This is a genomic window from Geomonas sp. (assembly GCF_056994735.1).
In genome coordinates this window covers 1-24,293 of record NZ_JBXKJL010000317.1, presented here as the reverse complement: position 1 = coordinate 24,293, position 24,293 = coordinate 1, and the positions used below count along the sequence as shown (strand labels likewise).

Sequence of the window (24,293 nt, the reverse complement as noted above, 5' to 3'; positions counted from 1 at the left end):
GCACCGTCGCCCCGGCCACGTTCCTTACCCGCGACAGCTGGCTGCCCAGAGGCTTCACCAGGATCTCCTGCACCCCGACCACCTGGTCGACGGCAAAGGCGATCCGTTTCTCGCCGACGTTCAGCAGAACGACCTGCTGGAAGGCGTCTGCATTTTCCTCGCTTCCCTGGCCAAGCTCAAGGAGCCGGGCGAGGCTCAGCAGGGAGAGGACCTCGCCCGCGAGGACCACCGTGTCCCGGTTTCCCACGCTCCTGATCTGAATGGCAGCGACCCGGTCGGTCAGCTCGACGTTGGCGGCGGGGAGGATGCAGGTGCGCCCTCCCGTCTCCACCAAGAGCCCCCGCATCATGGCGAATGAGAGTGGCAGGGAGATGCGGAATTCGGTCCACTGGCCGGGGCTGGATGCGACCGTCACATGCCCGCCTAGTCTCTCCAGGGTCTCGCGCACGATGGCGAGGCCGACGCCGCGCCCCGAGATGGTCGTGATGATCGGGCTCGTGGAGATCCCCGATTCGAAGATGAGCTGGAGCGCTTCCGCGTCCGAAATTCGCTCCATGCTTTCCGGTGTCAACAGCTCGAGCCCGAGCGCCGCCCCCTTAACCTGTGCCAGGTCGATCCCCCGGCCGTCGTCGGCGACCACCAGTTCGGCGCGGTTCGCGTCCTGCAGCCGGATCCCGATGCTGATCCTCCCCTTGTCAGGCTTTCCCTTGAGCCGGCGCTCGTGCGCCTTTTCGATGCCGTGATCCATCACGTTGCGCACGAGGTGCAAAAGCGGCTCCTTGAGCTCGGCGAGGATGCGCCGGTCTATCTCGAGCTCCCCCCCGGATATGCTGAGCTCGGCCTCCTTATCCAGTTCGCGGGCGGTATCGCGGACCAGCTTGGCAAAGGGGTCGGTGAGCGAGGAGAAAGGAAGGAGCTGCAGCTTTTTCATGTCCTCCAGAAGCGGGTCTATCATCCCCCTGAGGGTTCGGAGGAGCTTCTCGCCGCCCCGCTCCAGAGAGCGCAGGTGCCCCTCCGTATGCCGCTCGCTCTGGCAGCGCTCCTCCATCAGGGCCGCAAGCCTCGTTCCTGGCCCCTCCTGCTGCGATTTTCTGAGCGTCTCCCGGGCCAGATCGAGCGCCCGCGACCGGTCGTTGGCGCGCCCGGAGAGCTCAGAGGCCATGGCCGCCACTTCCTCTACCAGCGCCGAAGCCGCAAGCTTTGCCGAAACGAGTTCCTCGGCCTGCAAGAGGAGCGATTCGAGCACCCGAGTGGAAACCCTCACGGTCTCGCCTGACGGCACCCTCTCGTCGTGCGCGGGGCGGCGCTCATGCACGTCGGACTCTGATGCACCCGTCACGGGACTCCTGGCGTTCCCTGCACCGGCGCGGAGGTTCCCCGCCTCGGCTTTGCCTGCTGCCGGGACCGCTTCCGACTCCGGCAGCGCCTTGCCGGGAGGGGAGGGGGGGGGCTCGCCGACGCCTGCGGGTCCAGCGCCCGGCGCGCCGTCCCCCTCCCGCGTGAAGATGAGCCCGGAGAGGGCATTGATGTCGGCATGGAGCCGGTCGAAAAGCCCCAGGTCCAGGGGGATGTCGCCACGCTTCAGGTCGGCGAGCAGGTCCTCGAGGTCTTGGCAGCTTTGAGCGACTTCGGTGAGGTTCACTGCATGCGCCGCCCCCTTCAGCGTGTGCATGTGCCGAAAGATGGCCTCCACAAGACGCGTGCGCTCGGCAGCCTCGCTCCTTTTTTCCAATTCGACGAGCAGGGTCGATATGGCGCTGATGTGGTCCTGGGCCTCTAACCGGAAGGTTTCCAGGAGCTCTTTTAGCAAGGACTCGCTCTCATTCATGAAGGGTGCCCTCTCTCCCGGCACCGTCCCCCGCGCCCCTTGCGGCTTCCTGGCGCGTCATCCGGGCCCTCATGCCACATGGTACCGGCTTACCAGTTGCTGGAGCTTCTGGTTCAGCTCATACAGGTTGCGGGCGGCCGCCTCGATCTGGCGCGACCCTTCCACGTTCTGGCCGCTCGCCATGTTGATGCTCTGGATCGCGGTGGCGATCTGGTCCATGCCGATCGCCTGCTCCTGGGTGGAGGTGACGATCTGCAGGGTGGCGTTGGAACTCTCCTCGATGGTTGCGGCGAGCAGGCGGATCGTCTCGCCGGCCTCGCTCGACTGCTTGACACCCGCCTCGACGGCCTTGCTCCCCTGCTCGGTCGCGAGCACCGCCGCAGTCGTCGCTTTCTGGATGACGCCGAGGATGCTGCGCACTTGGGATGTCGCCTGCTTGGACTGAGTCGCCAGGTTCTTCACCTCCTGCGCGACGACGGCAAAGCCCTTGCCGTGCTCCCCGGCTTTGGCAGCCTCTATGGCGGCGTTCACCGCGAGGAGGTTCGACTGTTCGGCCAGGTCGCTGACCGTGGTGATTATGTCGCCGATCGCCTGGCTCTGTTCGCTCAGGTTCACGATGCGCTCGGCGATGAAACCCATGCGCTCGTCGATCCCCCGCATTCCGCCTATGGCGTTCTCGACCGATTGCCGACCGGTCTTGGCGACCTGCACGGACTTGGATGAGCTCTCGTATACCTGCCTCGACTTCTGCGACGCGAGGTCGGTCGTCTGGCGGACCTCCTGGACCGTGGCGTTGGTCTGCGAGACCGAACTGGCGGTCTGTGCCGAACTGGCGGCGAATTGGCTCACCGTCGTCATGATCTCGCCGGCGGAGCCTGCGAGCACGTTCACCACATCGCGGATCTCCAGGTTCAGTTCCCGCAGGTTTTTCGCCATCGCGGAAAACGAGTTGCCGAGCTGATCCTTCGGCGAGGCGGGGATCACGTCGAGGGTCAGGTCCCCCGCGGCGATCCGGTCCGCGCTGGCGGCGAGCCTTTTCAGCGAGCCGACCATGTTCTGCATGGCAACCCCGAAGACGTCCCGCTCCGAGTTGGGCACCACCTCCACCTCGAGGTCTCCCAGGGCGATCCGGTTGGCGCTCTCTCCCATGCGGCGAAGCGACTGCACCATCTTCCCCATGGCGCGCAGCAGTTGCCCGATTTCGTCCGGTGCATCGCTTCCGATTTCGACGGAGACGTCGCCCTGGGCCAGCCTGTCTGCCGCCTCCAGCGCCTTGTCGAGCGGACGTACGATGGAGGCGGTGATGGCAAATGCCGTGGCAACCGCAAGAAGTGCGGCAAGGACGACCAGAACCGCGGTAATGGTGAAGGTCCAGCGCTCGTTTTGCTTCGCCTCGCTCTCGAAGCGTAGCGCAGTGTTGGTGGAGGTTTTCAGTATCTCGTTCATCTGCGTATCGATCTTGGCGACCAGCTGCCTCGCATAGGTCTTGTGGTAGGCGATCGCCTCCGGTATCTTGTTGAGCCTTACCAGTTCGATGGTCCTGGCGCGGACCGGCTTCCATTCGTCCATCGATGCCTTGATCTGGTCGATCTTGCTCTTGTCACCGAGAAACCGCTCCCTCGCCAAGGCAAGTTGCCGGTACACGACCTCTTCCGAGTCGTCGATGGCTCTTACCGCCATCTCCACTTCCCGGCTGTCGTTTGCGTAGAGCACCAGATCCTTCACGCCCCGGTGCATCCTCACGATATAGGCATCGGCCTGATTGATCGCGTTGGTCACCGTGAAGGGGTGATCGTAGAACTGCGCCATCAGGGCGGCCTGTGCGGCCAGGTTTCTCAGGGAAAGAACCCCGATAAAGACGAGAAACAGGACAACTATGCCGAAGCCTGCCATCAACCTGGACCGGATCTTGAGATTACTCAGCATGGAACCCCCCGTTTGCCTTTTGAATGAGATCCATATCTAATGCTCGTCCCGAGCCGAACCGTTTTCCGCCCTTCAGGACACTTCTTCGTGCACTATGACCCTTTTGTCGGAAAGGATCATCCCCATGTCCAAAAGGGCCAGCCGGTCCGTCGTCACGCCGGTCAGAAACTCCTCCCTGATGCCGGCAAACGTTGCCGGGGGGGGGTGCAGTTCCCCGATGGGGAGCGATCTCATGCCGACGATGGTGTCTGCCAGTACCCCGAACTCCATGCTGCCGTTACCCACCACGATTACCCGGTTCAAGTCGGAGAGCCCGACGGTAGGGAGTTCGAAGAAGCGCCGCAGGTCGATGATGGAGATGATTCTGCCGCGCAGGTTGGTGATGCCGAGCACGAAAGGGGGCGTGCAAAAAAGGGGCGTGAAATCGGTAAGCGGCAGTGTCTCGCTCACATACGACATCTCCATGGCGTAGCTTTCGCCCGAAAGCTGGAACTCCAGGCAGTCGAGCCGTCTGCCTTCACCCGCATCCCTGGCCGGTCGCTTAGCCAGTTCGACCGCGCGCGCCTTCAGGACCGCCTCCTCCTTTTCGGGGGGAAGGGCCCGCTCATCCGAAGCCGCCGTGTTCACCGATTCCAGACGCTTAAGGAGGGCGGACCAGTCGATCCCGCCTTGCTCCCCTGAACCGGAGGGCTCTTTACCTTTCATGTACGCTCCTTTCAAGTCAGGAGTGGTGACAGGGGCATGCCTTTCCCCCGCCGGCCGTCGACTCTTTCTATCCCTTCGTCATGGCACGGATGATCTGTGCCAGTCTTCCCGCCGTCATCCCATCCGCCTCGGCAAGGACCTCATGGGGGTCTCGCCTCTCCAGAAGGCGCAGGGCATTGGCAAAGTACCGCTCCGACTCCTTCTGATCCCCGCACTGCCTGCTCAGGTTGCCTAGGGCGAAATACGCGAGGAGGAAATCGTGGTCTATGAAGAGAGCGTGTTTCAACGACCTGATGGCACCTGCGGTATCGCCCTGCTGCTCCAGTATGATGGAGAGGAGGTAGTGGTTGTGGGCGCTTAACCTGTCGCAGGCGATTGCCTTTTCGCAACACTCCCGTGCCTCGGCGAACCGGCCGATGTTGGCATAAGCACGCGCGCCAAGTGCCAGGGCGCTCGCCTGCTCTTCCCCGGCACCAAGGGAACGCAGCGCCAGGTCGGCGGCCTGCTCGTAGCGCCCCGCCCGGTACAGGGCAAGAGCTTCGGCATAGCCGCTTTCCCCGGGCACCTCTGTTGTGCCCGGTTCGATTCGCTCGGGCAGGGCAGGGCCGGAAGGGGTGGCGGGCTCGGGCGCGGCTGACGGTTCCGCGGCAGGCGCGGGGGGGGGCTCGCTTGGGAGGGCAGCCCCCTTTTCAGCCGGCGCGGTGCCTCCCTGGTCGAACGGTAGGATCGCGGGCCAGGGCGCAACCGCCGCTTTCTCCTCCGTTGACATCTTGCTGAGAACGAAAGCGCCGCCGTAGTGCCGGCAGGAAAATCCCTTACAGAGACGGTGGTCGACATCGGTCGGACCCACGAAGAGCCACCCGGCATCTTTGAGCGCCGCGTGGAACCTTGAAATCGTCTTTTCGATCTGTGCCGCATCGAAATAGAGCATGACGTTGCGGCAGAAGATGATGTCCAGCTCTTCCGTGCAGTCCTTAGCGGCTCCCTTCCCCGCGTCGTCCGCCAGATTCAGATGGCTGAAGCGGACCATTTCGCGGATGCGAGGGATGATCTCGAAGCGCCCGTCCTTGCGTTTGGTGAAGTAATCCATGAGCCAAGGGGGGGCATTGCGAAAGGACCATTGGCTGTACACGCCCCGACGCGCCCGATCCAGGGCCGCCGGGTTGATGTCGGTCGCAAGGATCTCGATCTCCCAACTGGCGAGATCGGGAATGGCCCGGCTCAAAAGGATCGCGATGGAATAGGGTTCCTCCCCTGACGAACAGCCGGCACTCCAGATCCTCAGGGTCTTGTCCGTGGCGCGCCGGGCAGCGATCAGCCCCGGCAGCAGCTCCTCTACCAGGACCTGGTAGCTCCTTGGGTCGCGCAGGAAATAGGTCTCGCCGATGGTGAGGGTGCGGGCAAGGTTCTCGAGCTGCTCCTGTGAGAGCGGCGCCGACATGAGCTGGCGCAGGTACTTCTCGAGATCGGCGTAGCCCGCCTCCCTGGCCAGGGAGGCCATCTTCTGTTCCAGTTCAGGGAGACGCTCCCTGCTGAAATGGAGCCCCATAGTCCTTTTTATGAACTTGGCGAAGAGCGAGAGGGTCTCCGTCGTCTTGTGGACGCTCATCCCTTCACCTGCTCCAGCGCCTGCGTGAGAAGATCTTCCTCAGCCGGGAAAAGCAGGCTCTCCAGGTCATGGATCAGGACGAGTCCTTCTTCTGTCCTGGTAACCCCCTCCAGGTAGCCCAGACCGGTCAGGATATCTTCCTGCGGGGTCACGGGGAGGTCCGCCTGCGCTATGACGCTCTCGGCGCCATCCACCACCAGGGCGAGCGTCAGCGATCCAATCCGGGCGATCACGAACTGGTCTTCGCTGCTGATCTCCCTCTCGGGGAGCCGGAAGCGTTTTCTCAGGTTGATGACGGGAATCACCGCTCCTTGGATATCCAGAATGCCCAGCACGATCTCCGGGGCGTTGGGGAGAGGCGTTATCGCCGCGGCCCTGACGACCCTTTCCACGGACTCGAGCCGCAGCGCGTAGCGTTGCCCGTGAAGGGAAAAGATGAGCAGGTGAGGTGTCATAATCGGTCTCCTCCATGACAGGGTACCAAAATGACAGTTACGTCCAAATTCACCTTGCACTGCAATGTCGGGTGGAACTGCAAACTGCGGCTGCCTATTGACTGATTTTCTAGTCAACACACAATATGCTGTTCTCAGTAACAGGGCTTTTAATTGAATTAGAAAACTTTACATCAAAGAACCGGCAGAGCAACTCGTCATCGGCCCGCCTGGCCCCCGTCCTGAATGTGTCTGTCAGCCTGCATTTAAACCTTGCCATCCATGGACAAATCTCTTGACTTGAGACCATCGGCGGGCTATTAAAGGCACGGTAAAAAATGCGTGCAGCTGCACCACGATAAACGACAATACTAAACCATCCGCAAGGATGGGACGGAAAGCCTACAGGGTCTCACCGAGACAGCCGGGTCGCCGAAGCTATCGCAATCGATATCTAGGCCCCGGCTTTTTTGCGGCCTGAAGGAGGGGAAAAGGAGAGGGTAACTGTTTCACCTGACGTTTCAATGAACAACTAAGTAGGGAGGAAAGTAATGAAAAAGCATGTATTGATCGCCTGCCTGGCGGCTACGATCTCTTTGGTCGCGGGGGCTGCCAGCGCCGACACTATCAACGGAAGGCTCGGCGTAACTGCAAAATTGGGTTTCCTCGTACCCGCCGACAACGAGTCCGACTTTTATCACAACAGCACCGACACCGGTATCGTCGGTGGAGGGGGGCTCATCTACGGCCTCGACGATCACTTCGCGTTGAACCTTGACGTGACGCGAGCCGGTTTCGGCTCCGAGACCGGTGACTTCGGCCTTACCGACGTCTCCTTCGGCGGGCAGTATCGCTTCACGTCTACTCGCAGTCAGTTCGTTCCCTACCTCGGCGTCGGTATGGATATCCTCGCCGCCGATTACCAGCCATATGACGGTTCCAGCCAGGACGTCGACACTAAGATCGGTGGCCATGTCGCAGGTGGGTTCGATTACTTCCTTCGGCGGCAACTGGCTCTCAACGCCGAGCTTAGGGGAACCTTTGCGCCCAATGCCGCCATCAGCAACAGGTTTGGCGACCGCGTTGGCAGCTTCGATTCGTCCAGCATTTCCAGTACCTTCGGCGTCCGATATTTCTTCAACTGAGCAGGTCACCTGGAAAATGAAAAGTAAACGACATTGTTATCTGTGCTGGCGCTGTCGCTGATGGCGCAGTAGAGCACCTGCTTCGGGAGCAGGGGGGCGGAGGTTCGATCCCTCATTCCGACCATTATTTACGAAGGCCCTTGGCATCCGCCAAGGGCCTTCGTCGTTTCAGCTCCGTTCCTCCTCCGGTTCAGGAGGAACGGTCCTTACGTCACCTCGGAAGTTATGTTTTCACCTGTATCACCTCCCTCGGCCCCCCACGCGCTACATATTCTTCCACCACCAACAGCTCATGGCCTCCCGTCGTTGCATCCCCATCCCAACTCGGGCCTTTCCGGTCTCTCCGGTCCTCATCCGGTACTTCCCCGCCCCCCTCGCACCAGAAAAATGCCCCCTGCTCCACTGCGGGGCACGGGGTAGGTAGGCTTCTTTCTGGCCTCATCTGCCACCCGAACCAGCTTCAGCTGCTCGCAGTTCGGATGCCGCTTGCCTCCTGATCTGTCCAGTCGCTCCTCTTCCGGGGGCTTCTGAAAATACCGCACGAGGCCTTGCCACGGCAAGAACTTGGGGTAGCATACTGCGAACTAATGTATCAACTGTTATCAACAGTCCGACGGGGTGCAATGGGCCTACTGGAGGAAACATGACCAAAGACGAATTCCTGCAGGCCAAACTCTTCATGTTTTCCGATGTGGACCGTGAGATTGAACTAGCTAAGGCGGACCGCTCTGCCCCCAAAGCACTTCGAGATTTGGGGATTACAGCTGGGGCAGGTAACTTCCTGGCGGCTCTTGGCCTTCTCTGCTACACGGAGTTCGGTGGCAAACTACTGTTTGCTGCCTATCACAAGCAGGCTAAGCCTTCGCAAAGGTTCAATGAGTTTTTCAATCTACTTGGGCCACCCTACAAGACTTTCAGAAGCATGCACGACGTCTACAGTGTCTTCAGGTGCGGATTAGCCCATGAATTCAACGTCAAGAAGAGTTGTGACATCTGTATGCTTGAAGCCGAGCCAAGCATCGGAGTGGGCATCCAGCCAGACGGCAAATACTTTTTCATTGTGGAAAGTTACTGTCGAGACTTGAAAAAGGCTTTTGATGACCTGCAGGTCCGCCTTTACGATCCTTGAATTGAGCGAAGACACGCGGAAAGCACGGCGACGATGGCCCCCATGCACCACCAGGTTGACCTCATCGGACCGCCATGTTATACAATGTAATACAGGAGGATTTCCCATGCTTGCTATACGCCTCGAAAAAGAGCTGGAAGAGCAGATCGACCTGCTGGCCAAGGTGAAGCAAAGCAACCGCAGCGCGGTGGTGCGTGAAGCAGTGATCCGCTACCTGGAGGACAACGAAGACCTCGAATTGGCCAAGAACGCGCTGGCTGAGTCGAAAGGTAGCAGATCGTTGCAGGAACTGAGGCGGGACCTTGGCCTGGACGGTTGAGATCAGCGACGTAGCCGAGAAGCAGTTGCACCGGCTCGACCGCCCGGTGCAGAAACGCCTCCTCGACTGGCTCGACGACCGCATCGAAGGGTGCAAAGACCCTCGTCATTTCGGCGAGGCGCTACGTGGCGACTTATCCGGGCTGTGGCGCTACCGGATCGGTGATTATCGCATCATCTGTCAGATTCACAACGACCGGCTGGTTGTCCTGGCCTTGGCGGTGGGACATCGACGGGAAGTCTATCGGCCCTAAACTTTTGTAGCCGCTCCTTCTCCGGTCCCGGTCCGGTCCGCTTTGTTCGCGTTTGCCTTCCATGCTCGCTGAAACAGCCCTTGCACGCTCAGCCTTCGGAGGATATGGCTTGCAGCTCGTAGTGCGTTTGCTTCGGGAGCAGGGGGTCGGAGGTTCGAATCCCTCATTCCGACCATTAATTGAAAAGGCCCTTGGCAATCGCCAAGGGCCTTTTCGTTGCCGCTCGCCAGGATCAAAACACCTTGGCCCTTACTTTAGTGAGCCTTGGTTGTCTCGTTATCCAAAAATGACTGGACATCCCCTGTGAACTTAAGGGGGCTTTTGAACGCAAGGAAATGATCGCCCTGTATGCCGGGTCAATACCAGGACGGTTTGGCTTCTGAGGGGACACCATCGTCTTGAGTGAACTGTACCAGGCTCTTTGCTTCAGCCTGAATGCAGATGAATTTTATTGCCTCCTGGTCATCAGCCTTGATGCAGCGCTCCCCAGCCGGATCAAGGCGAACCACATCCCCCGTTTCCACCCCGAATTCATCACCGTCGACAAAGAACCTTCCTTTGCCGCTTAGGATGATATAGACCTCCTCGTTGCGCTTGTGTGCATGAACAAACGGTACGCCTACCCCTGCTGGTAGTTCATTGATCGATATTTCAGATCCAGTGAGCGAGAGCTGTTCGTTCAGTGTCACACGTCCAAGCTCCTTGATACTGCCGATGGAAGATGCCTTGTAGTTTTTACCCATTTTTTCCATTTTCCTTCTCCTGTTTATGATTTGTGAGCCACATGGCTACACATTTTTGAAACGACGCCTGTGGAAGACGCTTACTCTTAAAAAGTTCGTGACCGAACTAATAAGTTAAAAAAACTACCGCTTCAGATTTTCTTCGATTACCGATAAGAGTTCCACCAGACGCTGGCGGTCGTCCAGCAGCATTTCTCCGTACACCTTCTTTTCCAAAATAGTTGAAATCTCTTCAAAATCCTGTCTAATCGCCTTGCCCCTTTCGGTGAGCCCTATAAGCGTAGAGCGCGCATCTTCGGCGCATTCCTGCTTATAGATGTACCCATGCTTCTCAAGGGTATTAATCATCCCCGTCACCGTTGATTTCACCCTCCCGGATTGCTGAACCAAGGCTTTAATGGGAATTACGCCGTTCTGGCGAAAAAGAAATGAGAACACCAGGCCGTGGGCCGGCACGATCCCCGTGATGCCACGTCTCTGAAGCTCTCTCTCAATCAGCAGATTAGCTGCCTCACGTATTCTGGCAACCAGATCAACAATGCTGCGGGGTGAGTTATCTTTCATTTCTCTAAAATAGTTCGTGGACGAACTAAAGTCAAGATTTTTCTGCCCGTGGTCAGAGGTCCTACCCTACCCGGAAATGACAACCGGCCGTAGCCATTCCGGTCTTTCAGTTCCGGTCCCCTTCTGGTCCACTTTGTTCGTGGTAGCTTTCCGTGCCCCCCGCGACCCCCCGAAGGGATCATCCTTTCCTTGCCTCACGTCAGGCTGATCTCTTTACTTACTTACGTGCAAATAATCGCGGGGCTTGCAGTCTGACGGCTCCATCCTCCCCTCCGAAAGTGGGCGCTACGGGTGACATCCATCATAGCGCTATAGTTTCCGCTCCTCCGTGACGATAAGTACGGTGCAATTGCGGATCGTTGATTGTATGGGAGAGTAAGTTATGGGGATTTTTACTGGGGCGGCCAAGGGGAGCGGAGCTGCGGACGGGAAGAAGTATCACGCGAACTACGCGCCGCTGCTGACGGATGGGGAGATCATAGAGGTCGGTTTCGCGGTCTTCCGCGACACCTTCCTCTTCACCAATAAGCGGTTGATCATCGTCGACATCAAGGGGATCACGGGGAAGCAGATGGAGTACATATCGATCCCCTACACGAAGATCATGAAGTTCAGCGTGGTCACGGGGAGCCCCTTCGACCTCGATGCGGAGTTGAAGATCTGGATCGGCAACGATGCGCTACCGTTGGAGAAGAAGTTCACCGCCGACGTGAACGTTTACGAAGTACAGAAGATGCTGGCAAGCCATGTGCTGAGATAGCTTCAGCTTCTTCGACCACCGTCGCCGCAGCCGACCTCCTATGCGCCGGTCACGCGACCTATGCCTTCCGCGTCTCGTCGGATGGCGCCATGCCGGCTGTGCCCTGTGCCGACACCTGCTTGACCGGCAGTGTCAGGGTGAAAGTGGTCCCTGACTCTTCGGTTGATTCGAAAGCAACCGTCCCGCCTAAAACCTGTTCTCCGAAAAGCTTCATGGAATAGGTCCCAAGTCCCCTGCCCATATTGCTCTTGGTGCTGAAGTTGCGCTGGAAGATTCTTGTCGCTATCTCCGCAGGAATTTCTCCCTCATTCCACACGCGGAAGGTCACGGCACTATCGGTCGGGAGGACGGAGAGCCTGACGATTCCCCCGTCGGGTGTGGCTTCGAGGGCATTGGTGACCATGTTTCTTACGATCCGGTTTACCAGACAGAAGTCGGTGGTCAGGGATATCGGGTCCGCGAGGTAGCTCACTTCCAGTACCCGGGTCGCGGTCAGGGGATGGTCGCTGAAGAGTTGGTCGATTTCACAGAGGACGCTGTTTGCGGTGTCCTGCGAGTATAGCGGCTTATACATGTTGTCGAGTGACTTCCGCAGTGAATCCTGAATGGCTACTTCCTGTGCAATCCGCATCACTATCTGGTGAAGCTCTTTAACCTTGTCATCCAGCGGCCTTACCTGGAATGACAGCAGCTCGCTTTTTCCTACCAGGCCCAGGATGATGTTGTTTATGTCATGGAAGAAGGTGCTGTCGAGACAGTTCTTGTTCTGCTGCAGCGTGATGTCCTGCATGAAGAACAGGAGATACGACCCATCCCCTATAGTCACAGGGCAGCTTCTGATGCTGAAGAAGAGATCCACCCGCTTCTGGTCCTTTTCCGCCGTGATGGCGCAGGTCCGTTCCTGCGGTTTCCTGCTCTCCATTGCTGCCATCATGGAAACGGCGGCGCCGCAGGTTGGGCAGTATTTCGAAGTGCCGCACCCCCCAGGCATCTCGCAGGCATGAATGCAGTGGATGTACTCACCAAGCCTTAGCCCAAGCACCACCTCGGCGTCCTCTATCCCCATCAATTCCAGAAATGCTTTGTTGACGGCTATAACCTGTCTCTGCTCGTTCAAAACGGCAAAGAGCCCGTTGGCGATACTCATCAGGCTATGGATCAAGGGATGCCCTGCTACCTGGTGAATGTCACGAGCCAGCTCGTCGCGGTTCTTCCTTTCGGCGGGCAAGAAGAATGAAGGGAGATGAGACTTGTCTACGGAGGGGTTGGCTTCCTTACATTTGGCACTCACGGTGTCTCGACCCCTTTCGATGATGGCAATCAAGATTTCAGTCCTGGAGGCAGCATCATCAATAACACATAAGGGTTGTCTCATCAAGTGTCATGGCAGTTGCTTTGGCGTTTAGTATGGCGGAGCTTCCCCTGCCTCTCCCATCTCGAATCCACGATCAAGAAGTAGAACCTCGACTTCCTGGCCTGCTGGGTGAGACGCTTCTGGCGCAAGGCGGATAAGGCCGTTACCCTGGGTGAGGGAGGATAGGCGGCCGGAACTCTGGTTGCCGGTGGTTGATACCTCATACCTGTCGCCACTTTTGGAGACAATCCCGCGGACGAGGTGGGGGCGCTTACCCTTGTTGGCCGCAGGTTCCCTGAGGGTCGCCTGCATGACCGGGCGGAAAATCCGCCGGTTTCCCATGGCCTTCAATATCGAGGGGCGTACGAAGAGCTCGAAGGAGACCATGGCGGCCACCGGGTTCCCGGGGAGAGCGAAGACCGGCTTTCCATGCAGCATGGCAAAGGCCAGCGGCTTTCCCGGCTTCATGTTGACCTTCCAGAAGGTCACCGTCCCACCGAGTTCCTCGATCGCCTGCTTGACATAGTCCCGGTCGCCGACCGAGACGCCCCCGGTAATCACCAGGAAATCGGCATTGAGACCTGCCCTGATCTTGTCGCAGGTGGCTTCGAGGGTGTCGTGGGCGATGCCCAGCAGGACGGGGTCTCCTCCGGCATCGAGGACCTGTGCGGCCAGGCTGTAGCTGTTGCTGTTGATGATCTTTCCCGGCTCGGGAGTCGATCCCGGCTCAAGGAGCTCGTCTCCGGTGGAGAGGATCGCCACCCGTGCCCGGCGGTGGACCGCCAGCGACGTCGTCCCCATTGCCGACAGCATCCCGATTTCCTGCGGTCTGAGCACGGTTCCCGCGGCGATGACGGCATCACCGCGACTGATGTCCTCTCCTTTTTTGCGCACATGCGAGCCCGGTTTCACCGGCGACGTTATCCTGATCCACTCGCCGTCGTCCTCCACCTCCTCGATGGGGACGACGGTGTCGCAGCAGGAGGGGAGGGGGGATCCTGTCATGATCTTGATGGCCTCCCCGGGCCGGACCGGTGTTGTATGGACCTCTCCTGCGGGGAGAAAACCTGCGACGCGGAGGCGGTCGCCGGTGAAGCCTGCATGGGAAAAGGCGTAGCCGTCCATGGCGGAGTTGTCGGCGGAGGGAATGTCCCAGGGGGCGATGTGGTCTTGCGGCGTGACGCGGTTCAGCCCCTGGAAGAGGGAGACCTTCTCGGTTTCCAACTGGGGGATGAAGCCGAGAATCGTTTTTTGTGCTTCCTCGATGCTGACCACACTTTCCTCCTTTGGTGCCACGGCTAATTTTTGAAAGAGAATTGCGTGCTTCGACAGGCTCAGCACGAACGGAGACGGTGCTTCGACGGGCTCAGCACGAACGGCAATTATGCTCCGACAGCCTCGCGCATGAACGGAGACATTGCTTCGACAGGCTCGGCACGAACGGAGACGGTGCTTCGACGGGCTCAGCCGTAGCAACTGATCGCTGCCGTTGGAAAGCTTCGGCAGAAACGGCCGTTCGCTTTCAGGTTGTGGAGAGGGGCGGATCCAACTCCTCTTCGAGCCGCTGAAACTCCTCCGGGGTATTGACGTTGATGAAGCACCTGCCGGCTGAGCACAGGTGGGAGAACTCGGCCTCGGCAACGAATCTCGCGTGTATCTTCGGGTAGTAGCGATAGGCGCAGAAGTCTCCGCTCTCCAGCAGTTCGCGGATCGGCTCGAGGCAACGCTTGGAGTAGACGGCGAAAAGGGGCTCGTAGCCGTGCTCCGGAACCGGCACCACGGCATCGTAGCCTTCCTTCAACGAACAGAGATAGCGGAGGAGATCGGCGCTGGGAAAGGGGAGGTCGCAGGAGGCGACGAAGATATATTCGGTCTCGGCATGATGAAGGCCGGTGTAGAGACCCCCGAGGGCGCTGCCGGGGTAAATGTCCGGAACTACGGGGAGCCCGTAACCGGAAAAACGCTCCTCCCGGTCACCGGCCAGCACCACCTCGTCGAAGTTCTCCCGGAAGACCCCGAGCACGCGGTCGAAGATGGTGGTGCCCCCGACTTTCATGAAAGCCTTGTCCTGGCCCATCCTGCGGCTTTTCCCGCCGACGAGGATGACGCCAGTGACGTCGCTTTGGTGGGGCTCGGGCATGTTGACTCCGATCAGCCAACTCGGGAGTAGGGGATGTTTGCTGTGGCGAATCAGCCGATTTTGTGAATTGTTCGGCAAGGCCTTGAAATCTTTTGATCTTTCGTGCATTGCGGCACAATACTATATCCGCCTGCGCCAATAGAGTCAAGATGCTTGGGCTGGCGCTAACCGGCTGCCGCTAGAAGGGAAGACGCCGTGCCGGGGGCCATGCCCATGTGGCCATGTGGACCGACCCCCAGCTGAAGAACACCTGCATGATCGACAAGGTCGGGGGAGCGTTTCCTTCTACGACACCAAGGTCAAATTGGTGAAGGTTTAAAAAAATCAACGGATCACCAAATAAATAGTTGCGTTATGTGTGGGTAGCTGTTATGTTGAGTCGTTCCGTAATCGGAAAATTCAGCAGGAAAGATCAGGAGAAGGTAATTTAAATGGTAAACGGTACTGTAAAATGGTTTAACGACACCAAGGGGTTTGGCTTCATCCAGCAGGATAATGGCGAGGACGTTTTCTGCCACTTCTCTGCTATCACCGGCGACGGCTTCAAATCCCTTGCTGAAGGCGATAGCGTTACGTTCGAAGTTGTCAAGGGCCCGAAAGGTCTCCAGGCAGCTAACGTGGCCAGGGTCTAGCATTACGCTGGTCCATCACGGTTGAAAAAAGCCCCGGAATTTTCCGGGGCTTTTTTTATGCGAATCATCGACCGACCGTCCCGCGACGGATCGTTCATCGGGGATGGCGGAGTCCCTCACCCCTGCCCTTTCCCGGCGGGAGAGGGGGAGTTTGTGTCTCGGGGGCGCCGATGCGGTAGATGGTGCCGGTGGCGTAATCGGCGACATAGACCTCGCCCTCCTCGTCTTCGCCGAAAGTGGAGATGGCAAGCTTGCTCTCCTTCAAAAGTTTCGTTTCCCAACGGTTGCCGATTTTACGCAGCCCCCAGATCCTGCCGCTGCAATAGTCCCCATAAAGATAGATCCCCTGCAATGATTTGTTCTTCCCGCGGTAGACGTACCCGCCTGTTACCGAGCAGTCGCCGTTGCCATGATAGTACTCGGCGACAGGCAGGACCAGGTTCTTGCTGCTGCATTTGGGCTTGAAGCAGCGGCTCCCTTCCATGATGTTCCAACCGTAATTCCCCCCCGCTCCCGCTCCCGCAGGCTGGTAATCGATCTCTTCCACCTCGTCCTGGCCCACATCCGCTATGTAGAGCTCCCCGGTTTCACGGTCGAACGAGAAGCGCCAGGGATTGCGCAGGCCGTAGGCCCAGACCTCGCTGCCGAAGTGATTGCCGCTAGGGATGCCGTAGGGCGGGGTGCCGGATAGGACGTCGATCCGCAGGATCTTCCCCAGCAGGCTCTTGACGTTCTGGCCGTTATGGAAGGGGTCCCCGGCGCTCCCGCCGTCGCCGGTGCCGATGTAGAGGTAATGATCGGGGCCGAAGGCCATCTGGCCGCCGTTGTGGTTGCGGAAGGGGTGCACGATGCCCAGGATCTTCTGGGCCGAGGCCGGGTCCGCACGGTCGGGATCGGAGCTGACGGCATAGCGCGCCACTACCGTGTTGCCGACGGCGACCCTGTTGGTGTAGTTGATGTAGAAGCTCCGTCGCCTGGCGAAGTAGGGGGGAAAGGCGATGCCCAGCAGTCCCTGCTCACCGCCGGACCTGACCAGCCCGGTGATGTCCAGGAAGGGGGTAGGGAGGACTCCCCCGTTCTTGATGATTCTGATGGTGCCCTTCTGCTCGAGGATGAACAGGCGCCTGGTGCCGTCGCCGGCGTTGGCGATGGTGGTTGGCTGGTGGAAGCCTCGGGCGACTGGAGTAAGGGTGAGGGATGGAGGAAAAGGGGGAGGGACGGTCGCGGCCGAGGCCGGCGTCTCACCCCCGGTCAAAGAGGCGGCGATGGCGGCGAAAACGACCGCTGCCGCTTTCCACCGGAAGGAGATGGGGATCTTCATGTAGTAGTCCTGTCTTGGTGGCAACCCGGGGAAGAGGAGATCCGGAATCAATCAGAAGAGTGTGTTACGACCGGAATCGAGCAGGGAGATGAAGACCTCGGTGTGCTTGTTCGGCGCGGGGCGGCTCAGGGGCCTGATGTGGGTTCGCTTCTTGCGTCGGTTGAGTTCCGGTCCGTGCAGCCGGAGATCTGCCTGCCGGTAGGCTTCGGCGATGAGATCGAAGAGTTCGCGGGACCTGCCGAGGGCAAGCTCGAAGACCCGGCAGACGGTGGGCTCCTTGAAGGAGGCGGCGAAGATCATGTACTTTTCGATGCAGCAGTGCTTGTCGACCAGGGCGACGCGCAGCTGCTTGTAGAGCTTTCTCTCGGGGGATTCCAGGGCATAGGGGTTCGGGGACTGCGGCTGCTGATCCTCGGGCTGTTCCTCCATCCTGACCACCGTAAACGGGCAGTGCCGGGAGATCTCTTCGATGATCTTCAATTGCTCGCCCGCCAACTTTTCCAGCAGATCCCTGCCGCTGCCTTCAGGCATCATGACCGCCGCACCTTGATAGGTCCGGTAGCTGTTCGACTCGGTAACTATGGCGACACGGAAGGCTTCCTCGATCAGATGTTCCATGACTTTTCCCTATCTCCGCAGATTACTTGAGATTCCTCTCGACTTCGAGCCCTCTCCCAAATACCTCCGATGACAACAATTCAAGGAACTCCTAAAAGCCCGGGTTATGTTTTTTCATTGGACCTTTACAATCTTACTTAGCAAGGTGTCGCGAGTCAACGCCGTTAATGTTAGGGACCGGTAGCATCCGCGCCAATGAGAGAGCCGCCGGGGCCGGTGGTCCAACTGTTCTTCGATTGCTCGCTGACCAAACTGCGGGGCCGGCGGCTTGGGGATAACTTTCCCAATCCCGGCCCCGCAGCCATTTCCAGACGCTGCAAGAAACCTTGCCACCCATTCCTCATGAAGCCGGGACCCTCGGACCAGGGAGCCTGCGGAACGGGACTTGGATTGACAACCCACGTCACCACAATAGAATTTCAGGATACTCATTAGGTGGGGACCCAGGATTACCTTCCGGTCCTGTCTCCTCTGCCCCGGCGCTGAATTTCCGACAAAGCGCCAGGGGGATCCAAAAACACGGGTGCAATGGCGGGTGCGGAAATGACCGTTCTGGTAAGTCTGTGCGGGGTCGCGCTGATCTTGACCGTCCTTTGGGAGGGGTTCGAGACCGTAGTGCTGCCGCGCCGCGTGACCCGCCGCTTCCGCCTCACCCGCGTCTTCTATCGCGTAACCTGGCTCGTCTGGACCGCTGTCGTCAGCTCCCTGGTTCCGGCGCGGCGACAGGAGACCTGGCTCAGCTTTTTCGGGCCGTTGTCGCTGCTGCTCCTTCTCAGCCTCTGGGCTGCGGGACTCATCACCGGGTTCGGCCTGCTGCACTGGGCGGTGGGGTCGACCTCGATTCAGCATGACCACTACGCCGGCTTCCTCACCGATCTCTACCTCAGCAGCACCACCTTCTTCACCCTCGGACTGGGAGATGCCGTCCCGGGAAACGGCGCGGCGCGCTTCCTGGTGGTGATCGAAGCCGGGATGGGGTTCGGCCTTCTGGCGCTGGTCATCGCGTACTTCCCGGCGCTCAACCAGTCATTCTCGCGGCGCGAGGTCAGCATCTCGCTGCTGGACGCCCGGGCCGGCTCCCCTCCCACCGCCTCCGGCATGCTCGGAAGGCACGGCTATGAACACGGGATGGAGGCGCTCCGGCAATTGCTCCACGAATGGGAGAGGTGGTCGGCCGATTTCCTGGAGGGGCATCTCTCCTATCCCGTTCTGGCCTACTTCCGCTCCCAGCATGACAACCAGTCGTGGCTGGGCGCCCTGACCGCCATCCTCGACTGCTGCGCCCTGGTTGTCGCGGGTGTCGAGGGGGCATGCGAGCGGCAGGCCGAATTGACCTTCGCCATGGCCCGTCATGCCGTGGTCGACCTGTCGCTGGTCTTCAGCACCCCCCCGAGGGTTGCGGCCGAGGACCGGCTGCCGCCGGAGAAGATGGCCGCGCTGCGGGGCGCCCTATCGTCGGCGGGGATACGGCTTAGGGAGGAGGGGTTCGAGGCCAGGCTGGAGGAACTGCGGCGCATGTACGAGCCGTACGTCGAGGCCCTGGCCCGCCGTTTCCGTCTGACGGTTCCTCCCTGGCTGGCTGAGAGGGACCGGGTGGACAACTGGCAGGCGAGCACCTGGGAGCAGGGGGCGATAAGGAGGAAACCACCGGGGATGGCAGGCGGGGAGCATTTCTAGCCCTCCGGGTGAGCCACTGCAGGGTGGGCACCCTGTGGGGCATCGCCAGCGCGAATGTGGCCAGGGGCCGCCCAGCCTATGAGTACCGTTCCAGATATCAACAGAAACCGGCGTGGCACAGGAGGCCGTCATGACGCAGTCGATCCGCAAGATAAGCAAAGTCTGGAAGAGCAAGCCGACTATTGAAGGTGCTGGAGTCCACCTGAAGAGGGCCTTCGGCTATTACCAGGCACCTGAGTTCGACCCCTTTCTGCTGCTCGACGACTTCCATTCCGACAACCCGGCGGATTATCAGAAGGGATTCCCCTGGCATCCGCACCGAGGCATCGAGACCATCACCTATGTGCTGCATGGGCGGGTGGAGCACGGGGACAGCATGGGGAACAAGGGGGTGATCGAATCCGGGGACCTGCAGTGGATGACCGCCGGAAGCGGGATCATTCACCAGGAGATGCCGCGAGGAGACGATGCCGGCCTGATGTGGGGATTCCAGTTGTGGGCGAACCTCCCTGCTTCCCACAAGATGATGGACCCCCGTTACCTGGGGCTGGTGGCCGCCGAGATCCCCGAAGCCAACTTGAACGGGGTACGGGTCAAGGTCATTGCCGGCGATATCGGCGGGGTGCGGGGGCCGGTGCGGGACGTGGTGGTCGATCCGGAGTACCTCGATGTGACGGTCCCAGCCGACAGCACGTTCACCCACGCCATCAGGCGCGGCTATACGGCCTTCGCCTACGTCATCGATGGCCAGGGCTACTTCGACCTGGAGCGGAATCCCTATTCGCACGAGATGGTGGGAACCAACTACTTCGATCTCGATCGGCGCTGCGAGTGCGGCCCCGAGAACCTTGTTCTCTTTGAGGACGGCGATGCCGTGGCGGTGAACACCCAGGCATCGCCGGTCCGGTTCCTGCTGGTCTCGGGGAAGCCGATAGGGGAGCCTGTGGCGTGGTACGGCCCGATCGTGATGAACACCCAGGAAGAGCTGGAGGTCGCCTTCAGGGAATACCAGGAGGGGACCTTCGTCAAGCACAAGTAGTCTGCTGTGCAAGCTGGCGGTGGCAGGTGCTCCTTGAGCTGTGGGGGCGTTGCCTACGTCCGCCGTTGCTTGGCGGACCAGCAGCTTCTTCCCGGCGACCGGGAAAGCGGCATCTGAGTTCTGCGGTCATGCTCCCTTGCCATTGCCCTGCGTGATGAACCTGTCGATGATGGCGAAGGTCTCCTCCGGCTTCTCCTCCTGCGGGTTGTGCCCGCAATCCTCCAGAACTTCCAGTTTCGATCCCGGGATCGCCGCATTGAGCCTGGTGCCCTGCGAAAGGGGGACGATGCTGTCATGGCGTCCCCAAAGGAGCAGGACCGGGAGCCGGAGGTCGCCGTAGCGCGACGCGATCTCTTCCGTATCCGCCGGGACGAGGCTGCGGCAGGTCTCGACCAGGGCCCGCTTGGCCTGCCGGTCCCGGTAGCACGGCGCGTAGCGGGCGATGTGTTCCCGGTCCACCAGGTTGTTGTCGTAGTAAGCAGCCTTCAGGCCGATCTTGACCCAGGCGTCAGGTGCGTAAAGGGTCACGAAGAGCGCACCGGCCAACGGACGCCGGAATATCTCGGCTATCAGGGGGAGGCGCTGGAGGAAACCGGGACCCGCCATCACCACCAGGGAACCAACGAGATTATCTTTCCCCGTCAGCATCGTCTCGATGGCGGCCACCAGGACGACGGCTCCCCCCAGCGAATGCCCCACCAGCGTCACCCCCGAGAGCGATTCCTGTTCCAGAAAGCTCATGAGCCTCCTGCTGTGGCCGCGGATCGAGTAATCCGCCGTCTTCGGCTTGGATGACTCCCCCGACCCCAACAGGTCGACCGCATATATCGTGTACTCGGCGGATGGGAACAGAGGTATGACGTCGGTCCAGCATTCGGAACGGGAGGCTAGGCCATGGACCAGTATGACGGGGATGGGGCCGCTGCCGTAGACACGGTAGCGGAGCGTGTCGGAAGCGGAAAGAATGCACTCTCGAAGAGGTGGTTTCATGATGTGATTGTATCAGAAAGGGGCGTGGTAATTGAAGTGGAGCGGCAGACAGAATGAAAATGTGCTAAGCTTGCTTGCGCATTTGGAAGAGCATGACTCTGGAGGCATGATCAATGGCAAAGGAAATCGAGCGAAAGTTCCTGGTAAGGGGGGATGGTTGGCGCCACGGCAACAGCGGTCCCATTCACACCTGTCAGGGCTACATGACTGCCGGCGGTGACTGCACCGTGCGTGTCCGCGTGCAGGGAGAGAAAGCCTTTTTGACAATAAAAGGAAAGACTGAAGGTGTGAGCCGGGCGGAGTATGAGTATGGCATCCCTCTCGACGACGCGAACGAGATGCTCGCTGAGCTCTGCCGGAAACCGTACATAGAGAAGAACCGCTACAAGGTCCAGCACGCGGGGGTGGAGTGGGAGGTCGACGAGTTCATGAAGGAGAACGAGGGGCTGATCGTCGCCGAGGTGGAGCTGGAATCGGAGGACCAGGAGGTTGAATTACCGGAGTGGGTTGGCGAGGAAGTCTCGCACGATCCGAGGTATCGCAACGTCAACCTTGTCCAGCATCCCTACTCCGAGTGGAGGAAGTGACTGCGCTGCGAATAAAGAAAAGGCGCGGTCACATTAATGACTGCGCCTTTTCCCGAAAAAATAACTGGCGCCCATGTTGGGACCAGCGCTCGACTCTGAGGGTGTGAAGCTTCCGGGAGTGAGCGATACTTACACTTCCCGTGAAAACCCTGCTTCAGACCTACGTCAGGACTTTTTACCCCCCGACGGGAGTGAGGTTTTGCGCCTTTCGGCTTGATCCGCGTGGACGCCAATTACCAACCCCCGAAGGGCCGCTTCATGCCACGCGGGAGTTGTTTCAAAGATCTTTTTTCCTTCCCAACTAAGTTCATTCTACTCCTGCATGATTTTCAGTGTCAATAGGTCCTCTAATATAGCGGTGAGGGGGACTCCTTTAATGATTTTAGGGGCCGGAAGATGACTTCCCGCATTCTCATGATCAGCACCAGCCGCGAATGGGCTCCGCAGCCGACGGTTCCCATCGGGGCTGCCTGGGTGGCCGAGGCTCTGCGTGTTGCCGGCTTCGAAGTCTCGCTCCTCGATCTTTGCTTCCAAAGCGATCCCTTCCGGGCGCTGTCCCGGGCCCTCTCCACCTTCCGCCCTGACGGCATCGGCCTCTCCGTGAGAAACCTCGACAATTGCGACTTCCTTTCCCCCAGATCCTTTCTCCCCGAATTAAGAGAGATCACGGACTTCATCAAAAGCCGCAGCGATGCCCGGATCCTCCTCGGAGGGGCCGGGGTCAGCATCATGCCGGTCGCGCTCCTGGAATACCTGGACCTCGATCACGCGGTCGTCGGTGAGGGGGAACGGTCCGCGGTCGGTTTCTTCAGCCGCGGCAGCCTCGCCGACGCCGAAGGGACACCTGGAGTTGTCTCCCGACGGAACTCTCAGCCTCCGGCAGCGTCAGGGCCGCACTTTCACGTCATGCCTCAGATGCACCACTGGCTAAACACCAAGGAGTACCTCAGGCTCGAACCGGTGCTGCCGGTTCAGGGGAAGAGGGGGTGCGCCAACCGGTGCCTGTACTGCACCTACAACAAGATCGAAGGGGATAGCTGGCGCCTGCGTGACCCTTCCTCCGTGGTCGAGGAGATCGTGACGAGCATGCGTAACACCGCGGCCAGGGAATTCGAGTTCGTGGACAGCATCTTCAACGAGCCGGAGGGGTATCTCGAAGGGATGCTGGAGGAGCTCATGAGGCGTGGGGTGAAGGCGAAATTCCGCGCCTCCTCGATTTCCCCGAAGGGGTTGACCAAGGCCCAGCTCACGCTGATGGAGAGGGCGGGGTTCAGCTCACTGGTCATTACCCCGGAAAGTGCCTCCGACGTGACGCTGGCAGCATTGAGAAAGGGATTCACCGAGGAAGACATCGCCCGTGCCGCCGAACTTTTTTCCGCATCAAAAATCAGGGCACTGTGGTGCTTTCTGCTGGGAGCACCGAAGGAGGATGGCCGGTCGCTGAGGAAGACCATAGATTTCATCAACAGGGGCATCAGCAGAAAGGATGCCGCCTTCATCACCACCGGTATCAGGATCTTTCCCGGCACTGCACTTCATGAAGTCGCGGTGAACGAATCCGTCATCGATGCATCTGATGACCTCCTCATGCCGACCTTTTACTTCAGCCCTCTGATCTCTGTGCAATTCGCGAGAGAGGAGTTACGAAAAGGCCTATTGGACCTGTCCCGCTGCATCTTTGTCTCTGATACAGGCTCGAGCTCTCTCGGCACATTACGCAGGCTTGGCACCATGCTAAAGGTACCTGGCCCATTCTGGCGCTATGCTCATTATGTCAACAAGATCATCGCCAGCGGGAGGGCAATAAGCGGCAACTCATCGCCCTCCCGAGCGGTCAAAAGATAATGTGTTACAATCGTCCAATGTTTTCGGGTGGGAGCAGCTTTTTATGAGGATGTAGGCATTTACTGCCAGACTTGTCTCTCGTTCAGCGGTCTCATAAATGCGCCCTTCGACAGGCTCAGGGCGAACGGGTTTCGACAGGGGAGGATGCCGTCGTGAAATCGTCCATTTCAACGTGGCTGCTGCTTTTATGCGCGCTGACCTTGTGGTCCGGCACGGCTGGCGCGGCACAGATTCCGGTACGATTCAGCGAAGGGATGGTGCGCGGATTCCTCACCCTCAGTGACGCCAAGGGCGTCCGCATCGGGGCGGGAGACTTCCTCCAGGTCCACAAGGGCGAAGAGATAAAATGCCGCACCCTGCTGATCTTCAAGGACGGCTCGGTACACGACGAGAGCGCAGTCTTCTCCCAGCACCGTGTCTTCACCATGAAGAGTTACCACCTGGTGCAGAAGGGACCGTCGTTCAAGGACGAGATGGACATCGTACTGGACCGTGCGACCCAAAGTTATCAGGTGAAGGTGAAATCCCGAAAGGACGGGCAGGAGAAAGTGCTCAAGGGGAAGCTTGACCTGCCCCTCGATGTCTATAACGGCATGGTGCCGACGGTGGCCAAGAATCTGACCAAGGGTGCCAGGGAGACCATCCACATGGTCGCCTTTACCCCGGGGCCAAGGG

General features: G+C 59.6%; 23 protein-coding genes, 1 tRNA gene, 1 pseudogene and 1 riboswitch. Of the genes and pseudogenes, 12 read left to right on the top strand and 13 right to left on the bottom strand.

The genetic code is table 11. The features are described 5' to 3' along the window. From AC11W3_RS14090 to AC11W3_RS14070, 5 genes are all read right to left on the bottom strand, one after another. Positions 1-1,828, bottom strand: a 1,828-nt coding sequence (locus AC11W3_RS14090) for a chemotaxis protein CheA (RefSeq protein ID WP_484093186.1), incomplete at its 3' end; no start/stop codon positions are given. Between the two features lie 69 nt (positions 1,829-1,897). Beyond that, the gene (locus AC11W3_RS14085; protein WP_484092006.1) at positions 1,898-3,754 is read right to left on the bottom strand and encodes a HAMP domain-containing methyl-accepting chemotaxis protein; all 1,857 of its coding nucleotides are present in this window, start codon (positions 3,752-3,754) and stop codon (positions 1,898-1,900) included. A gap of 72 nt (positions 3,755-3,826) precedes the next feature. Next, entirely contained in the window at positions 3,827-4,459 is a 633-nt protein-coding gene (locus tag AC11W3_RS14080) for a chemotaxis protein CheW (RefSeq protein ID WP_484092007.1), read from the bottom strand. 67 nt (positions 4,460-4,526) lie between these two features. Beyond that, a complete protein-coding gene (locus tag AC11W3_RS14075; protein WP_484093185.1) occupies positions 4,527-6,068 on the bottom strand; it encodes a CheR family methyltransferase in 1,542 nt (513 codons plus the stop codon). Continuing rightward, a complete protein-coding gene (locus AC11W3_RS14070) occupies positions 6,065-6,523 on the bottom strand; it encodes a chemotaxis protein CheW (protein ID WP_484092009.1) in 459 nt (152 codons plus the stop codon). Before AC11W3_RS14070 ends, AC11W3_RS14075 begins: the two co-directional genes overlap by 4 nt. A gap of 339 nt (positions 6,524-6,862) precedes the next feature. After that, positions 6,863-6,939, top strand: a riboswitch (cyclic di-GMP riboswitch). Positions 6,940-7,053: 114 nt separating this feature from the next. Between AC11W3_RS14070 and AC11W3_RS14065 the strand changes: the two genes are divergently transcribed. The 5 genes from AC11W3_RS14065 (at position 7,054) to AC11W3_RS14045 (ending at position 9,348) form a co-directional block, all read left to right on the top strand. After that, positions 7,054-7,647: an outer membrane beta-barrel protein gene (locus tag AC11W3_RS14065; protein WP_484093184.1), complete on the top strand. Its 594-nt coding sequence runs from the start codon at positions 7,054-7,056 to the stop codon at positions 7,645-7,647. Between the two features lie 60 nt (positions 7,648-7,707). Then, positions 7,708-7,771, top strand: a tRNA-Pro gene (locus tag AC11W3_RS14060). A gap of 519 nt (positions 7,772-8,290) precedes the next feature. Beyond that, positions 8,291-8,776 (top strand): hypothetical protein, encoded by a 486-nt coding sequence (locus AC11W3_RS14055; protein WP_484092011.1) that lies wholly within the window; start codon positions 8,291-8,293, stop codon positions 8,774-8,776. 106 nt (positions 8,777-8,882) lie between these two features. Further along, positions 8,883-9,095: a DUF6290 family protein gene (locus AC11W3_RS14050; protein ID WP_484092012.1), complete on the top strand. Its 213-nt coding sequence runs from the start codon at positions 8,883-8,885 to the stop codon at positions 9,093-9,095. Further along, entirely contained in the window at positions 9,079-9,348 is a 270-nt protein-coding gene (locus AC11W3_RS14045) for a type II toxin-antitoxin system RelE family toxin (protein ID WP_484092013.1), read from the top strand. The genes AC11W3_RS14050 and AC11W3_RS14045 overlap by 17 nt, the downstream gene beginning before the upstream one ends. A 356-nt stretch (positions 9,349-9,704) precedes the next feature. Here AC11W3_RS14045 and AC11W3_RS14040 read toward each other — a convergent pair whose 3' ends face one another. Beyond that, the gene (locus AC11W3_RS14040) at positions 9,705-10,100 is read right to left on the bottom strand and encodes a cupin domain-containing protein (protein ID WP_484092014.1); all 396 of its coding nucleotides are present in this window, start codon (positions 10,098-10,100) and stop codon (positions 9,705-9,707) included. A 114-nt stretch (positions 10,101-10,214) separates the two neighbouring features. Then, a complete protein-coding gene (locus AC11W3_RS14035) occupies positions 10,215-10,655 on the bottom strand; it encodes a MarR family winged helix-turn-helix transcriptional regulator (RefSeq protein WP_484092015.1) in 441 nt (146 codons plus the stop codon). 382 nt (positions 10,656-11,037) lie between these two features. Between AC11W3_RS14035 and AC11W3_RS14030 the strand changes: the two genes are divergently transcribed. Continuing rightward, positions 11,038-11,415 (top strand): PH domain-containing protein, encoded by a 378-nt coding sequence (locus AC11W3_RS14030; RefSeq protein WP_484092016.1) that lies wholly within the window; start codon positions 11,038-11,040, stop codon positions 11,413-11,415. Positions 11,416-11,473: 58 nt separating this feature from the next. Here AC11W3_RS14030 and AC11W3_RS14025 read toward each other — a convergent pair whose 3' ends face one another. From AC11W3_RS14025 to mobA, 3 genes are all read right to left on the bottom strand, one after another. Then, positions 11,474-12,706 carry a PAS domain-containing sensor histidine kinase gene (locus tag AC11W3_RS14025; protein WP_484093183.1) on the bottom strand — a complete coding sequence of 411 codons (1,233 nt, stop codon included), beginning with the start codon at positions 12,704-12,706 and terminating at the stop codon, positions 11,474-11,476. A 111-nt stretch (positions 12,707-12,817) separates the two neighbouring features. Continuing rightward, positions 12,818-14,044, bottom strand: coding sequence for a molybdopterin molybdotransferase MoeA (locus tag AC11W3_RS14020; protein WP_484092018.1), 1,227 nt, complete (start codon positions 14,042-14,044; stop codon positions 12,818-12,820). A gap of 247 nt (positions 14,045-14,291) precedes the next feature. Next, positions 14,292-14,909 (bottom strand): molybdenum cofactor guanylyltransferase, encoded by a 618-nt coding sequence (gene mobA, locus AC11W3_RS14015; protein WP_484092019.1) that lies wholly within the window; start codon positions 14,907-14,909, stop codon positions 14,292-14,294. A 431-nt stretch (positions 14,910-15,340) separates the two neighbouring features. Here mobA and AC11W3_RS14010 point away from each other — a divergent pair, with 431 nt between their 5' ends. Then, positions 15,341-15,541, top strand: coding sequence for a cold-shock protein (locus AC11W3_RS14010; RefSeq protein ID WP_484092020.1), 201 nt, complete (start codon positions 15,341-15,343; stop codon positions 15,539-15,541). Positions 15,542-15,635: 94 nt separating this feature from the next. On the opposite strand, the gene AC11W3_RS14005 is transcribed toward AC11W3_RS14010, so the two are convergent. Together AC11W3_RS14005 and AC11W3_RS14000 are read right to left on the bottom strand one after the other, a co-directional pair. Continuing rightward, on the bottom strand, positions 15,636-16,862 hold the full coding sequence (locus tag AC11W3_RS14005) for a PQQ-dependent sugar dehydrogenase (RefSeq protein ID WP_484093182.1): 1,227 nt from the start codon (positions 16,860-16,862) through the stop codon (positions 15,636-15,638). Between the two features lie 51 nt (positions 16,863-16,913). After that, positions 16,914-17,480 carry a hypothetical protein gene (locus AC11W3_RS14000; protein WP_484092022.1) on the bottom strand — a complete coding sequence of 189 codons (567 nt, stop codon included), beginning with the start codon at positions 17,478-17,480 and terminating at the stop codon, positions 16,914-16,916. A 543-nt stretch (positions 17,481-18,023) separates the two neighbouring features. On the opposite strand from AC11W3_RS14000, the gene AC11W3_RS13995 reads away from it, so the two are divergent. Both AC11W3_RS13995 and AC11W3_RS13990 read left to right on the top strand, forming a co-directional pair. Then, positions 18,024-19,157, top strand: coding sequence for an ion channel (locus AC11W3_RS13995; RefSeq protein WP_484093181.1), 1,134 nt, complete (start codon positions 18,024-18,026; stop codon positions 19,155-19,157). Between the two features lie 130 nt (positions 19,158-19,287). Next, positions 19,288-20,196, top strand: coding sequence for a pirin family protein (locus AC11W3_RS13990; protein WP_484092024.1), 909 nt, complete (start codon positions 19,288-19,290; stop codon positions 20,194-20,196). Positions 20,197-20,322: 126 nt separating this feature from the next. Here AC11W3_RS13990 and AC11W3_RS13985 read toward each other — a convergent pair whose 3' ends face one another. Beyond that, a complete protein-coding gene (locus tag AC11W3_RS13985) occupies positions 20,323-21,186 on the bottom strand; it encodes an alpha/beta fold hydrolase (protein WP_484092025.1) in 864 nt (287 codons plus the stop codon). Between the two features lie 113 nt (positions 21,187-21,299). Between AC11W3_RS13985 and AC11W3_RS13980 the strand changes: the two genes are divergently transcribed. The 3 genes and pseudogenes from AC11W3_RS13980 to AC11W3_RS13970 form a co-directional block, all read left to right on the top strand. Further along, positions 21,300-21,773: a CYTH domain-containing protein gene (locus AC11W3_RS13980; RefSeq protein WP_484092026.1), complete on the top strand. Its 474-nt coding sequence runs from the start codon at positions 21,300-21,302 to the stop codon at positions 21,771-21,773. A 396-nt stretch (positions 21,774-22,169) separates the two neighbouring features. Further along, a complete protein-coding gene (locus AC11W3_RS13975; protein WP_484093180.1) occupies positions 22,170-23,618 on the top strand; it encodes a B12-binding domain-containing radical SAM protein in 1,449 nt (482 codons plus the stop codon). 152 nt (positions 23,619-23,770) lie between these two features. After that, a pseudogene (locus tag AC11W3_RS13970) lies at positions 23,771-24,293 on the top strand (hypothetical protein); the annotation flags it as partial.